Annotated in this window: 13 protein-coding genes and 1 tRNA gene; 10 read left to right on the top strand and 4 right to left on the bottom strand. The window is 73.9% G+C overall.

Features of this window, described 5'->3' with window-relative positions:
• Positions 1 to 50 precede the first annotated feature (50 nt).
• Entirely contained in the window at positions 51 to 548 is a 498-nt protein-coding gene (locus ACFYS8_RS12105; protein ID WP_387639418.1) for an FBP domain-containing protein, read from the top strand.
• Positions 549 to 557: 9 nt separating this feature from the next.
• Here the strand turns inward: ACFYS8_RS12105 and ACFYS8_RS12110 are convergent, their stop codons facing one another.
• Complete coding sequence (locus tag ACFYS8_RS12110; RefSeq protein WP_387639420.1) at positions 558 to 1,076, bottom strand: YbhB/YbcL family Raf kinase inhibitor-like protein; 519 nt, start codon at positions 1,074 to 1,076, stop codon at positions 558 to 560.
• A 49-nt stretch (positions 1,077 to 1,125) separates the two neighbouring features.
• Positions 1,126 to 1,962: an alpha/beta hydrolase gene (locus tag ACFYS8_RS12115; protein WP_387639423.1), complete on the bottom strand. Its 837-nt coding sequence runs from the start codon at positions 1,960 to 1,962 to the stop codon at positions 1,126 to 1,128.
• Between the two features lie 94 nt (positions 1,963 to 2,056).
• On the opposite strand from ACFYS8_RS12115, the gene ACFYS8_RS12120 reads away from it, so the two are divergent.
• From ACFYS8_RS12120 to ACFYS8_RS12130, 3 genes are all read left to right on the top strand, one after another.
• Positions 2,057 to 3,220 carry a hypothetical protein gene (locus ACFYS8_RS12120; protein WP_387639425.1) on the top strand — a complete coding sequence of 388 codons (1,164 nt, stop codon included), beginning with the start codon at positions 2,057 to 2,059 and terminating at the stop codon, positions 3,218 to 3,220.
• 68 nt (positions 3,221 to 3,288) lie between these two features.
• Positions 3,289 to 3,585, top strand: a complete 297-nt coding sequence (locus tag ACFYS8_RS12125) for a type II toxin-antitoxin system VapB family antitoxin (protein ID WP_014136828.1) — start codon at positions 3,289 to 3,291, stop codon at positions 3,583 to 3,585.
• 205 nt (positions 3,586 to 3,790) lie between these two features.
• Positions 3,791 to 4,471, top strand: a complete 681-nt coding sequence (locus tag ACFYS8_RS12130) for a LytR C-terminal domain-containing protein (protein WP_387639428.1) — start codon at positions 3,791 to 3,793, stop codon at positions 4,469 to 4,471.
• Positions 4,472 to 4,563: 92 nt separating this feature from the next.
• Here the strand turns inward: ACFYS8_RS12130 and upp are convergent, their stop codons facing one another.
• A complete protein-coding gene (upp, locus tag ACFYS8_RS12135; protein WP_387639430.1) occupies positions 4,564 to 5,199 on the bottom strand; it encodes a uracil phosphoribosyltransferase in 636 nt (211 codons plus the stop codon).
• 149 nt (positions 5,200 to 5,348) lie between these two features.
• Here upp and ACFYS8_RS12140 point away from each other — a divergent pair, with 149 nt between their 5' ends.
• The 4 genes from ACFYS8_RS12140 (at position 5,349) to ACFYS8_RS12155 (ending at position 7,198) form a co-directional block, all read left to right on the top strand.
• Positions 5,349 to 5,624, top strand: coding sequence for a hypothetical protein (locus tag ACFYS8_RS12140; protein ID WP_387639433.1), 276 nt, complete (start codon positions 5,349 to 5,351; stop codon positions 5,622 to 5,624).
• A 285-nt stretch (positions 5,625 to 5,909) separates the two neighbouring features.
• Positions 5,910 to 6,476 (top strand): hypothetical protein, encoded by a 567-nt coding sequence (locus ACFYS8_RS12145; RefSeq protein ID WP_387639435.1) that lies wholly within the window; start codon positions 5,910 to 5,912, stop codon positions 6,474 to 6,476.
• Positions 6,477 to 6,505: 29 nt separating this feature from the next.
• A complete protein-coding gene (gene tadA / locus ACFYS8_RS12150) occupies positions 6,506 to 7,045 on the top strand; it encodes a tRNA adenosine(34) deaminase TadA (protein ID WP_387639438.1) in 540 nt (179 codons plus the stop codon).
• A gap of 66 nt (positions 7,046 to 7,111) precedes the next feature.
• A tRNA-Ser gene (locus ACFYS8_RS12155) sits at positions 7,112 to 7,198 on the top strand.
• A 70-nt stretch (positions 7,199 to 7,268) separates the two neighbouring features.
• On the opposite strand, the gene ACFYS8_RS12160 is transcribed toward ACFYS8_RS12155, so the two are convergent.
• Positions 7,269 to 9,299 (bottom strand): hypothetical protein, encoded by a 2,031-nt coding sequence (locus ACFYS8_RS12160; RefSeq protein WP_387639440.1) that lies wholly within the window; start codon positions 9,297 to 9,299, stop codon positions 7,269 to 7,271.
• A gap of 265 nt (positions 9,300 to 9,564) precedes the next feature.
• On the opposite strand from ACFYS8_RS12160, the gene ACFYS8_RS12165 reads away from it, so the two are divergent.
• Complete coding sequence (locus ACFYS8_RS12165) at positions 9,565 to 9,990, top strand: hypothetical protein (protein WP_387639442.1); 426 nt, start codon at positions 9,565 to 9,567, stop codon at positions 9,988 to 9,990.
• On the top strand, positions 9,987 to 13,697 hold the full coding sequence (locus ACFYS8_RS12170) for a HEAT repeat domain-containing protein (protein WP_387639444.1): 3,711 nt from the start codon (positions 9,987 to 9,989) through the stop codon (positions 13,695 to 13,697). Before ACFYS8_RS12165 ends, ACFYS8_RS12170 begins: the two co-directional genes overlap by 4 nt.
• Positions 13,698 to 13,717: the final 20 nt, after the last annotated feature.

Genomic DNA, 13,717 nt, shown 5'->3' on the forward strand with positions numbered 1-13,717 from the left:
GCCGGAAAACCGGACGACACGCCCGGGGCCTCTCGGTTAGCGTCCGGTCCATGCGTGCCCTGACCGAGCCCGAGATCCGCGCCTCCTTCGTCAACTGCTCGAAGGGCGAGGCCAAGCGGCTGCCCGTTCCGCGCGAGCTGGCCGAACAGCGCTGGGACGACCTGGACTTCCTCGGCTGGCGGGATCTCGGCGCCCCCGACCGGGCGTACCTGGTCGCCGAACTCGACGGAGACCTGGTCGGCGCGACGCTCCGCTCCCCGAACGTCCGGCGCAGCCTGACCAGGACGAACGTCTGCTCGCTGTGCATCACCGCCCACCAGGGCAGCGGCGTCTCGCTGCTCACCGCCCCCCGGGCGGGCGTCCGCGGCCGCGAGGGCAACTCGGTCGGCACCTACATCTGCGCCGACCTGGCCTGCTCGCTGTACGTGCGCGGCATCCGCCGCCCGGCGACGGTCAGCCGCCCGAACGAGTCCCTCCCGCTGGAGGACCAGATCGCCCGGACGGTCACCAACCTCGACGCCTTCCTCCGCCAGATCCTGGCGGCCTGACGCCCCGCCCTACGCGGACTTGTACTCCACGGTGAGCAGCGCGCGGCCCAGCGCGTGCGCGGTCAGCGCGAAGCCGACCTGCGCGGCGGGGGTGTCGCGCTCCACGCCGAGGCTCGCCACGTCCAGGGCGTGCACCACGAACACGTAGCGGTGGGCCGGCCCGGGCGGCGGGGCCGCGCCGTCGTAGCGGTGGCCGGGGAAGTCGGTGCGGACGTGGAACGCCCCGCCGGGCAGGTCGCTGTCCTGCGCCCCGGCGCCGCGCGGCAGTTCGGTGGTGTCGGCCGGCAGATCGACGGCCAGCCAGTGCCACCAGCCGGCCCCGGTCGGCGCGTCCGGGTCGTAGCAGGTCACCGCGAACGACCGGGTGCCCGCCGGGAAGCCCGACCAGGACAGCTGCGGCGACTGGTTCCCGGCCGCGTACACGTGCGCGTCCGGCATGGTCGTCCCGTCCACCAGGTCGGAGCTGCGCAGCTCGAACCTCGGCACCGGCGGCAGGAAGTCGTACGGAAGCGGGATGCGGCCGGTCATCGGTGTCCTCTCGCGGCGGTTCGGGGGTACGCGGGCAGTCTACGGAGCGTCAGGCGGGACCAAGTGCCTCGACGGCCGAGCCGAGTACCGTGTCGGTCCGGCCGAGGTCGAAGACCAGGTCGAAGTGGTTGCGTCCGCCGACCAGCAGTTCCCGTACCGGCACTCCGGCGGCCCGCGCGGCGTGCGCGAACTCGTTCTGCTGGCGGGCGAATTCGCCGGTCTCGTACTCGCCGAGCGCCACCACCAGCGGCGGCAGCGCCGCCAGGTCGGCGAACAGCGGGCTGAGCCGGCGGGCCCGTTCGGCGTCCAGCCCGAGCGGCTCGTTGATGTAGCTGAGGGCGATCGGTTCCAGGTCGTAGACGCCGCTGAGCAGCGCCGCCCCGGCGATCCGCCCGCGCAGCCGCCCGTCGAGCAGTGCGGTGGCCGCCAGGTGCGCGCCGGCCGAGCTGCCGCTGAGCACGATCCGCTCGGGGTCGACGTCCAGTTCGGCGGCGTGCTCGACCAGCCACACCACCGCCTCGGTGACCTGCGCCGCGATCTGCTCCACCGTCCAGGTGGGCGCCAGCCCGTAGCCGACGGCGGCGTACGCGGTGCCCCGGGCGACGAAGTCCAGCGCGGGGAAGACCGAGTCCTCCTTGCCGAGCTCCTGCCAGTAGCCGCCGTGCACGAAGACGTGCAGCGGCGCGCCCGGCACCGCCGGGAAGAAGTCGATCAGTTCCGGCCCGTCCGCCCCGTACCGCAGCTCCCGGTGCCCGGGCAGCTCCCGCAGGGCCCGCCCGCTCTCCCGGGTGTACGCGGCGAGCTCCGCGTCGAAGTCCGCCACCCGGCTGCTGGGCGAGTACTCCCGATCGAGTTCCCGCTGGTCGAATCCCCGGTAGACCGCCACCTTGCCGCTCCCCTCATCCAGCCAGGTATAGACCAATACGGGAGGCCGCGGTTAGCGTGGTCACTCCCTGTACTTCCTTCTCCGGAGTTGCCCTGTGGAGACGTCCGTCCTCGCCTTCGCCACCGACCTGCTCGACGAAGGGGCCGACACCTTCTTCGGCAACCTTACCGACCGGGCCGGCGTCGGCGGAGTCACTCTCGCCTCCGTCTACCACGAGGCCCGCGACGTCTTCCCGCACAACCCGCGCCGGGTGCTGCGCTACCTCGAACCCGGCGCCGCCTACTTCCGCCCCGACCCCGCCCGCTGGGCCGGCCGCCGCCTCGCCCCGTTGCCCTCCACCGCCATCGGCACCCGCGACCCGTTCGCCGAGGCCGCCGAGGAGAGCCGCCGACGCGGCCTCAAACTGCACGCCTGGACGGTGTTCTGCCACAACGACCGGCTCGGCTTCGCCCATCCCGACTGTGCCCCCGCCAACGCCTTCGGCGACCGCCACCTCACCGAGCTCTGCCCCGCCAACCCCGAGGTCCGCGAGTACTGCCACACCCTGGTCGAGGAACTCGCCCGCTACGGCGTGGACGCGATCCGCGCCGAGTCCCTGCACTTCCACGGCCTGGCCCACGGCTACCACCACGAGCGCTACTTCGAGCAGCTCGGCCCCGTCACCGAGGCCCTGCTGTCGATCTGCTTCTGCCGGCACTGCCTGGCCGCCGCCACCGCCGCGGGCGTCCCCGCCGAACACGTCCGCGACACCGTCCGCACCGAACTGCGCGCCCGCCTCGCCGACGAGGACCGCGCCCTCACCCCCGTCCCGCTCGACGAACTGGCCGGTGGCGCCCTCGCCGCCTACGTCGACGCCAGCGCGAGCACCGTCACCGGCCTGGCCGCCGAACTCGCCGCCACCGCCGCCGCCCACGGCATGCGGCTGACCTTCATGGACGGCGGCGGCCCCGGCACCGGCTGGCTTTCCGGCATCGACCTCCCCGCTCTGGCCGGCGCCGCCCACCAGATCGAGACACTCGGCTACGCGAAGACCCCCGAGGCCGTCCGCGAGAAGGTCGCCGCCTTCGCCCTGCACGGCGTCCGCCCCCAGGACATGGCCGTCATCCTCCGCCCGATGTCCTCCGACTGCGACGGCCCCGCCAACCTCGCCGCCAAGATCAGCACGCTCCGCGAGCTCGGCGTCCCCGAGGTCGAGTTCTACAACTACGGCCTGATGAGGCTCTCTTCGCTCGACCGGATCGGCGCCGCACTGCGCTGAGGCGGAAAGTCGGTCACCGTTGGTCCCGCTTGCTGCGCCCGCCATGTCCCAAACGGTAGGCTTTCCGTGTGATCTTCAAGCGCATCGGTAACGGGCGGCCGTACCCGGATCACGGCCGGACCAGCACCCGCCAGTGGGCGGACGTCGCGCCGCGTCCGGTGCGGCTCGACCAGTTGGTGACCACCAAGGGCCAGTTGGACCTGGAGACCCTCCTCGCGGAGGACTCCACCTTCTACGGGGACCTCTTCGCCCACGTGGTGAAGTGGCGCGGTGACCTCTACCTGGAGGACGGGCTGCACCGAGCCGTGCGGGCCGCCCTGCAGCAGCGGCAGGTTCTGCACGCCCGGGTACTGGAAATGGACTGACGCACCGCCACCCGCCATCGGCTGCAACCGATGGTCGGTGTCGGTACGTCCTTTCGAGTGCCGTCGTCCCCCGGATGATGATCATCCAGTACCTGTGTCGCTGTAGTCGGATTAATCTGCTGACTACCACGGCTCACGCGGCCACTTCCCACGGCCGCACCGCGGTCACCGGCACCCCACCCTGGCACCTACGGGGAGACAGACCATGAGCATGTTGACTCCCCGGGGCTTGAAGGGGAAGCAGTACCGGATCACCGGCAACAGTTACCCCCGCCTCGGACGTCCCCCGCGTCGCGGCCGCAAGGTCGTCGCCGCCGTCGGCGGAATCCTCGCCCTCGGCCTGGTCTCGGTCGGCGGCGTCCAGCTCTACGACGTGTTCACCGGCAAGAACAAGAACAGCGCCGCGCAGGCCTGCGCCTCGGCGAACCCGTCCGGCAAGCCGCTGGCCGCCCCGGAGGGCTCTCCCTCCGCCGGCGCCGCCGACTCGCCGGGGACGGCCCCCAGCAGCACGGCCGTGCCGCAGCCCGCGAGCGTCACGGTGAACGTCTACAACGCCACCGACAAGTCCGGTCTGGCGGCCAAGACCGCCGACGAGCTGAAGAAGCGCGGCTTCCAGGTGGGCAAGGTCGGCAACGCGCCGACCGCCCTGGACAAGAAGGTCCCCGGCACCGCGCAGGTGCTGAGCGGCCCCGGCGGACTGGGCGCGGCCACCCTGCTGGTCTCCCAGGTCGCCTCCGCCACCAGCACCGAGGACGGCCGCACCGACAACACCGTGGACCTGGTCATCGGCGACACCTTCAGCGCGCTGGCCGACCCGACCCAGGCCGCGGCCGCGCTGGCCGAGCTCATCAAGCCGTCGCCCAGCCCGGAGCCGCGCAACTGCTGACCGGCCGAACAGCCGTACACGACGAGATCCGGCCGGAAACGGAAGCCCGTTCCCGGCCGGATCTCTTGCGTTCGAAGGACGCCTCGCAGGCCTCAGCCGGCGGTGCCGTACAGGCGGTCGCCCGCGTCGCCGAGACCCGGCACGATGTAGCCGTTCTCGTTCAGGCGCTCGTCCACGGCCGCGGTCACCACGGTGACGGGCTGGCCGGCCAGCTCGCGCTCCATCACCTCGATGCCCTCGGGCGAGACCAGCAGCACCACGGCGGTCACGTCGGTGGCGCCCCGGTCGAGCAGCATCCGGATCGCCGCGACCAGGGTGCCGCCGGTGGCGAGCATCGGGTCGAGGACGTAGACCTGCCGGCCGGAGAGGTCGTCCGGCATCCGGGTCGCGTAGGTGGAGGCCTCCAGGGTCTCCTCGTTGCGGACCATGCCGAGGAAACCGACCTCGGCGGTGGGCAGCAGCCGGGTCATGCCGTCGAGCATGCCGAGGCCGGCCCGCAGGATCGGGACCACCAGCGGGCGCGGGTAGGACAGCCGGGTGCCCTGGGTGACGGCGACCGGGGTGGTGATCTCGACCGTGTCGGTGCGGACGTCCCGGGTCGCCTCGTACGCGAGCAGGGTCACCAACTCGTCGGTGAGCCGCCGGAAGGTCGGCGAGTCCGTGCGCTCGTCGCGCAGGGTGGACAGCTTGTGGGCGACCAGCGGGTGGTCGACGGCGTGGAGGCGCATGACAACGACGATAACGGCCGTCGGCACATCTGTACGACTTCGCCGGGTCGGCGGCGACCCGCCGTGACCTGCCTGGAGTCCCGCTGGAAACACCGATTCCCGGCCGCCGCTGTGGTATCGGCGGGTGACATCTGGGAAAGTCGGAACCTATGAAGAGCAACCCGACGCGGGCATCGACCGCCGGCGCGGGCGGGTCCGGCTCGACAGACGAGTCCCGTCCGGAGTCACCGGCCGTCGAGGAGACAGCCGGCCAGGAGACCGACGCCGAAACCACTACGGACGCCGACGCGGACCGGCGCAGGCGCCGGGCCGTGTTCCTCCGCGAACTGGCCGAGGCCCGCGAACTGCGCGCCCGGGTCCAGCCAAGACGCACCAAGGAACGCCGGATGCGCGAGGCCATGCGGATGCGAACCTTCCGGATCTGAGCCGTCCGGGGACGCGCCCGCACCACCGTCGCGCCCCGCAAGCCCCCGTCCGCCCCCGCCTGTGGGGCGTTCGAGGGGCATGATCCACGCCCGGAGCGGCCGGAAGCAGGCCATTCCGACACGACCTGCGAAGACGCGCTGCCGAACACCCCCCGCAGCGGCGGCCTTTCTGTCACGATGCGGTGGGACGGTCCGAACAGCGGACCGCTCTTCTGGCGCGGGGGCGGCCGGACCGCACCCGCCCGAGATCGCCGACAGCCGAGACCAATCTTGGGAGTGTCCCTGGTGGCGTACTTCGCTGCAGTGCTTGCTCGCACCGGTGCCGGGTGGGATGTGAGCGAGACCGAACTCGACGACGTAGAGACCCTGGCCGACCTGACCGACCTGGCCCGCGAAACGGCCGAGGACGACGACACGGTGCTGGTCTTCATCGAGCAGGAGGACGCCTGGTTCGCCGTCCTGCGCATCGACGGTGAGGACGACCCGCGGATCTTCGTCTCGGACGCGGCCGCCGCGGCGCGCAGTTCGTACGGCTCGGTGCTCACCGACGAGCTGATCGAACAGGACGGGGAGGCCGACTTCGACGACCTGGACGGCCTGGTGGCCGAACTCGACGACGAGAACGCCGCGAGCGACGAGGACGACGAGACCGACGAGGACGACGACGAGCCGGCCGACGGCCGGGGCGCGACCCCGGTCGGGCCGATCGGCGACTCCGAACTGCTGAGCGAGTTCGGCCTCGGCCAGGCCGCGCTGCTGGAGCTGGCGGGCGAAGGCGCGGCGCCGGGCGACGCGCTCGGCGAGATCGCCGAGGCGCTCGGCTGCGGCGAGGTCCTGGAGGCCGTTCGTTAGCGGCGGGCCCGGTGGCCGACACTGGGTCCATGCAGCACGCCCCCGCCCCTTCCAGCACCCTGGGCGACCGGCCGCGGATCGCTCCGCTGCCCGCCCCCGAACGCCCCGACCCGGTCCGCGACCGGTGGCGGGACCAGATGCGCCTCGCCATCGCCGAGGCCGCACTGGCCACCGCGACCGGCGACGTCCCGGTCGGGGCGTTCGTGCTCGGCCCGGACGGTTCGGTGCTGGGCCGGGGCCACAACGTCCGCGAGGCGGTCGGCGACCCGACCGGGCACGCCGAGGTGGTGGCGATCCGTCAGGCCGCGAACGCGGTCGGCGAATGGCGCCTGAGCGGCTGCACCCTGGTCGTCACCCTGGAACCGTGCACCATGTGCGCGGGCGCGATCGTGCTGTCCCGCCTCGACCGGGTGGTCTACGGCGCCCTCGACCCGAAGGCCGGCGCGGCCGGCTCACTCTTCGACGTCCTCCGCGACAACCGCCTCAACCACCGCCCCGAGGTCATCCCGGGCGTACTCGCCGACGAGTGCACCGCCCAACTGCGGGCCTTCTTCGACACCCAGCGCTGACCCCCGCCGCCACCCCCCGCGGATACGGATTTCGTCCGTCCCCACGCATCCGGTAGAGTTCCCCTCGGTAGCGTGTCCGAGCGGCCAAAGGAGCACGCCTCGAAAGCGTGTGTGGGGGCAACTCCACCGTGGGTTCGAATCCCACCGCTACCGCTCGCGAAGAGGCCCCGACCATCAGGTCGGGGCCTCTTCTGTATGTCCCTGGCGTCGGTCACCGAACGGGTCAGCCGCGGCGGCGGGCCCAGCGGAGGGTGAACAGGCCGGCCACGCCGAGTCCGGCGGAGAGCAGCAGCGGGACCAGCGGGGAACCGCTACCGGTCTTGGGCAGCTCGCCCGGGTGGTTGGGGCGCTCGACCGGCTTCTTGGTCGGCTCCTCGGACGGGTGCTCGGTCGGGTGCTCGGTCGGCTTCTCGGAGTGCGAGGGCTTGGGCGACGGCGACGGGCTGGGGCTCGGCTCCTCGGCCCTGACCGCGATCTCCTCCTGGGCGGGCGGCGAGGTGACGGTCCGTTCGGGCGCGTTGCCGGTGGCGTGCGCGGTGTTGCGGACCACTCCGGCCTTCGCGTCGGCCTCGGTGACGGTGTACGACCCGGTGCAGGTGGTGACCGCGCCGGGCGTCTCGGCCGGGGTGAGCGTGGTGGACTCGCACGTCACGTCGGTCAGCCGGTCGTCGAGCACGGCGAGGTCGGAGACGGTCTGGTCGGTGGTGTTGGTCACGGTGTACGTGTAGGTCGCGGTCTCACCGGCCAGGTACTCCCGGCTGTCGTCGACGCGCTTCTCCAGCAGCAGGCCGTAGTTGTCGGTCAGCGGCAGGGTGTGGTCGGCCTCCGGGGAGGTGACCGGTCCACTGTCCGAGTCGCCGTTGGCGACGGCCACGTTGGTGATGAAGCCGCGCCGCACGTCCTCCTCGGTGACGGTGTAACTGCCGGTGCAGGTGACTGTCTCGTCCACGGCCAGCGTGGTGGTCGGGCAGCTGATCGCGCCGACCTGCGGGTCGGTGACGACGAGGTCGCGGATCTCGCTGCCGCCCGCGTTGGTGACCACGAACTGGTAGGGCACCACGGTGCCGGCGGTGACCGGGTCGGGCAGCGGCGTGGTGCGGTCGATCTGCTTGACCAGGTCCAGCTGGGGCAGCGGGTTGACGCTGCGGGCGACGACGTTGCGCAGCAGGTGCACGTCGGTGAAGTCACCGGTGGACGAGGCGAAGCCGAACTTGTAGGTGGAGGGCACCGGTTGGGGCGCGGGAGTGCTGAGCACCCGGACCGGGCCGGAGCCGAAGTCGACGTCCACCTCGACCTGCGGGTCGGGGGTGGGCGTGACGGTGACGGTCACGGTGCGCTTGCTGGGCAGCAGCGCGATCTCGGCCTGCTCCGGGGTGATGCCGGGCGGCAGGTCGGCGGCGGTGGTCGGGCCCTGCAGCTCACCGGGCAGGGTGGACGGCCACGGACCGGTGGTGGAGGTGTTGCTGGTGGTCGCGGCGAGGTAGCAGTACCCGGTGGTGCCGTTGCCGGGACCGCGCAGGGTGATCATGTTGGGTCCGGGCGCGGGCACGTGGAAGGCGGTGCCGGCCGGGGAGCGCTCGCCGGGCGGGCACCCGTTGCCGCGGTGCTCCCAGTCGCCGAAGTAGTTGCCGAGGACGTCGAGTCCGACGCCGAGGTAACCGTCCTCGACGCCCGGGATGAACGGGTTGGCCGGGTTGTCGTCGGGCAGCTTCTGGGCGTACCCGAGGCTGCCGCCGTACGCGCCGGGCCGGGTCAGCGGGGCGGCGCCGTCCACCAGGAAGAACGAGATGCCGTCGGCGGGCCGCGGCTCGGCGGGGTCGCCGCCGTACTGCCACTGTTCGAACGAGACCTGCATGCCCTCGTGGGCGGGCAGCGCCTTCTCGTACAGCACTGCGGCGGTGCGGTCGTGGCCGGCGTCGGTCAGCTGCAGGTAGCCGTGCGGGGCGCCGTTCTCCGGCGGGACGGGGCCGGTCTCGACGGGCGGGCAGCCGCCCAGCGGGTGCGGGTCGCTGCCCGGCGGAGTGCTGGTGGCGGGGGCGCCGGTCAGGCAGGCGCCCGAGGTGGCGACGAACGCCGGGTCGGCGGTCGCGCCGGTGAAGGTCTCGGACACCAGCAGAGTTCCGGAGCCGGCCCGCGGCACGGTCGGCGCTGCTGCCGCCGATGGCAGGGCGGCCGGGCCGAGAGCGGCCAGGGCGCAGGCCACGCCCGCCAGGAGTCTGCGGCCGGTCCAGCTGGGCCGGAGGGTTTTCAGCACTTCTCGTTCCGCCTTCCTGCGGCGCTCCGCCGGGCCACTGCCCCGTCGCGGACGCGCGCGTCTGCTGTCGACGTCTCGCAGTCGACCTGTCCGAACGGCGAGTCGAGGCCCGGACACGCGCGCGACCGCCGGTAAGTACCCGCCCGGTCCAGCGCCCGGGGGCCTTCGGAGTGGAAACCCGGACCGTCCGGTTTTTCCAAGGGCCGTCGCGCACCGACGGCTCATTTCCGGTTGCCGGGGCCGCAGTTGAGGGGATGATGCGGGCATGGGGAGTACGCGGTGGCGCTGGATGGTGTGGGTCGGGGCCGGGATCTCGGTGGTGGGGCTGGCGTTCTTCCTGTGGGAAGAGGGGCTGGACCGGGCGAATCAGTGGGCCGGCGTACTGGGCCTGTTCGTCGGCTTGGCGGGCCTGGTCCTGTCGGTGACGGGCGGCGTGCGCGGCCGCGGCGGTGGCCAGTCCGCGGACGGCGCGGCGGTCGGCGGATCGGTGCGGATGGTGCGCGACGTGAAGGGCGACGTGGTGATCGGGGGCGGCGCCGCGCCCGGCCCCGTCCCGGACGCCTCGGCGACGCCCGTCACCGACGCGGCAGGTGACGGGCAGTCGGCGCGCGGGATCCGCGCGGGCGGCGACGTGAACCTGGTGGACGGGGTGGAGGGTTCGGTCCGGTTCGGCGAGCAGCAGCAGCCGTGAGCGGATTCTGGCGCCGGCTGCTCGGCGCGGAGGGCGCCGCGGCCGGCGGCGGCCAGTCCGCCGAGCACGCCACCGCGGGCGGCGACCTGACGATGATCCAGCACGCGCAGAGCGTGCAGATCACGGTCGGCGCCGCACCACCGCCCCCGGGCGACCTGGACGGGGCGCGCCGCCGGCACGCGGTGCGGCTGCGCGAGCGCTACCACCGACTGGACCTGGAGGTGCTGACCCCGCTGTCGGAGCAGGACGAGCACCCTGCGGTGCACCTGCGCGAGGTGTTCGTCCCACAGCTGGTGCGGGCCGACCCGCCGCCGGTGGAACTGCCCCGCGAGCTGCTGAAACGTCTCACGGAGACCGGCGAGCTGGACCCGGGCCGGCTCCCGCCGGGCGTGGAGCGGGAGACGGTTCGCCGGGTCCGGGAGGCCTACCGGCGCCGCCCGGCCGTCCCCGTGCTGCCGCTGCTCGCCGGGCCGGACGGCCACCGGGCGGTGCTGCTGGGCGACCCCGGGTCGGGGAAGTCGACACTGGCCCGGTTCCTCGGCCTGGCACTGACCGAGCCGCTGCTGCACCCGGACACCGCCGTCCCGGAGCAGGTCGCGGCGCTGGCCGGCCGGCTGCCGCTGATCGTGGAGCTGCGCCGGTACGCGGACCCGGAGTGGCGGGAGCGGACCTTCGAGGACTTCCTGGCCCACCTGCACGGCACCGAGGGCCTGGGCCTGCCGGCCGACCTGCTGGAACGCCAGCTGACCGAGCACCCGGCGGCCACCCTGGTGGTGTTCGACGGCCTGGACGAACTGTTCGACCCGCGGGTCCGGGAGACCGCGAGCCGGCGGATCGCCGCGTTCGCCGCCCGCTACCCGCAGGTGCGGGTGCTGGTGACGTCCCGGGTGATCGGCTACCGGCGGGAGCCGCTGGACGCCGCCGGGTTCGGGCACTACATGCTGCAGGACCTGGACGCGCAGCAGATCGACGCTTTCGCGGCCCGCTGGTACGCCACCGCCTGCCCCGGCGACCCGGTGGAGGCGCAGCGGCTGCACCGGCGGGTGACGGCGGCGGTGGCGTCCTCGGCGCCGGTGCGGGAACTCGCGGGCAATCCGCTGATCCTGACCATCCTGGCGATCATCGGCCGCCGCCGGGAGCTGCCCCGGGACCGCCGCACGGTGTACGAGCACGCGGTGGCGGTGCTGGTGGAGCACTGGGACCCGAGCAAGTACCTGCAGGACCGGCGGGTGGACGGCGGGATGCCGTACCTGGCGTCCGAGGACCGGCTCGAGCTGCTGCGGCTGGTGGCGCGGCGGATGCAGGAGGGCGGCGACGGGATCGCCGGGAACCACATTCCGGGGCGGGTGCTGCTGGCCTCCTTCGAGAGCTACCTGCGGGAGCGCTACGAGCTGCCGGCCGACCGGGCGGCGCCGGTGGCGCGGGCGATGCTGCAGCAGTTCCGGGAGCGGAACTTCATCCTGAGCCGGTTCGGCGGCGAGGTGTACGGCTTCGTGCACCGGGCGTTCCTGGAGTACCTGGCGGCGTCCGACATCGCCTACCGGTTCAACCGGGAGCGGTCGCTGACGGAACACCAGCTACTGGAGGGCGTGTTCGCGGCCCGCTGGCGGGACCCGGCGTGGCGGGAGGTGCTGCTCCTGCTGGCGGGCGAGCTGGACGAGCGGTTCGTCGGCGAGGCGGTGTCGCGGCTGCTGGCGGCGGCCCCGGCCCTGCCGGGGGCCGGCGACCCGGTGCCGGAGTGGCTGGTGCTGGCGGTGCGCTGCCTGGGCGAGGTGCGCAAGCTCGGGCTGGTGACGGCACAGAGCGAGGCGGTGGTGGACGCCCTGGTGGCGCTGTTCGAGGCGTACGCCGCGGAGGGTTCGACGGTGCTCCCGGGCGACACCGTGGAGGCGCTGGACGGTCTGCGGCCGGTGCTGACCGGGCTCGGGCCGCACTGGGTGGGGCGGGAGCGGTTCCTGCGCTGGTACCTGGTGTACGGGCACCACGCGCAGCGCGAGTCGCCGCTGCCGGCGGTGGGCGCGGTGACGGCCCGGCTGGCGTGCGCGCTGCTGCTGAACGATCCCCGCGGACCGGCGGTGCTGCGGGCCTGGGCCGAGCACGGCTGGTCGCCGGCGCAACGGGCGGCGGCGTTCGCTGCGCTCGCGGAGGGCTGGGCGGGCGACCAACGGGTGGGGGCGTTCGTGCGCCGCCGGATAGAGGAGGACCCGGATCCGCTGACCCAGGAGGCGGCGGTGGCGGCGCTCGCCGACGGCTGGGCGGGCGAGGCGGCCGGCGGGGCGTTCCTGCGGGCCCGGGTGGCGTCCGCGCGGGGCGAGAACCGGCTGAACGAGATGCTGGCACTGGGCAAGGGCTGGGCCTGCGACGGCCCGGCGCAGCAGCTGCTGCGGGAGCTCGCGGCATCCGACCCGCAGCCGGAGCTGCGCGGGCTGGCGGTGTTCGCGCTGACCGTGAACGAGCGGGTGGGCGGCGCGCTGGCGGAGTTCCTGCGCGAGCGGGTGCGGAACGACCGGGATCCGGGAGTGCGCGGGCTGGCCCTGCAGGCCATCTGCCTGCAGCCGGCCGAGGATCCGCGCAACGCGTCGTTCCTGCGGCTGCTGGCCGGCGCCGACAAGGACCCGCGGGTGCGGGTGGTGGCGCTGGCGGGACTGGCCCGCGGCTGGGCGGGCGACCCGGAGGTGGCGGAGTTCCTGCGGCTGCGGGTCGCCCAGGACCCGGATCCGATGGTCCGCCGGCGCACCCTCGCCGTCCTGGCACACCGCTGGGCCGGCGACCGGCAGGTGGCCGAGCAGCTGCGCGGCTTCGTCGCCGGGGACGGGCAGCCGGAGGTGCGGGCCTTCGCCCTGACGCTGCTCGGGCAGGGCTGGGCGGGCGACCCGGAGGTGGCGGAGTTCCTGTTCGAACGGGCCCGGGCGGCGGACGGGCACGGCCGGGCGCAGGCCACCGGCGAGCTGGCGGCGCACTTCGCGGACAACCCGGAGCTGGACGCGTTCGTCCGGCACGAGGCGGTGCACTCGCCGGACCCGCTGGTGCGCGGCGCGGTGCTGACCGCGCTGGCGGACCGCCGCTCGCCGAGCGCGCAGGCCCGGGCGCTGTTCCTGGAACGGGCGGTGGCCGACCCGGACCCGCGCACCAGGGATCTGGCACTGGTCGCGGTGGTGCGCTGCTACGACGGCGAGGAGCGGGCCGGGATGCTGCTGCTGGCGCGGGCCGCGCACCTGCGGGACGCGGCGGTTCGGCTGTCGGTGCTGCGGACGCTGCTGGCGCACCGGCCGGACGATCCGGCGGTGCGGGCGATGCTGCGGGAGCGGGCGGTGGCCGACTCGTCGGCGCCGATCCGGGCGATCGCCCTGCACGCCCTGTCCCGCGACCGGGCGGCCCGACCGTCCGGTCTGCTGCGTGAGCGGGCGGTGGCGGACGCCGATCCGCTGCCCCGCCGGGTGGCGCTGCGGGCACTGACGGCCGACCCGGACGTGGCGGAGTTCCTGCGGCTGCGGGCGGTGGCGGACGGCGACGAGGAGGCCCGGATAGCGGCGCTGCGGGCGCTGGCGTTCGCCTTCCCGGGGCCGTCGACGGTGGACCTGCTGGCGGCCCGGGCGCGGGCCGAACGGCTGCCGGCGGTGGCGGTGGAGGCTGCCCGGCTGGGCGAGGCACTGCGCACGGCGGCGGCGCCGTGGACGGCGAACGGCCCCGCGCTCCCGGGCGGTTGACCACCGTGCCTCGGGAGTGC

Source organism: Kitasatospora sp. NPDC004615 (genome assembly GCF_042873545.1).
Classification (GTDB): Bacteria; Actinomycetota; Actinomycetes; order Streptomycetales; family Streptomycetaceae; genus Kitasatospora.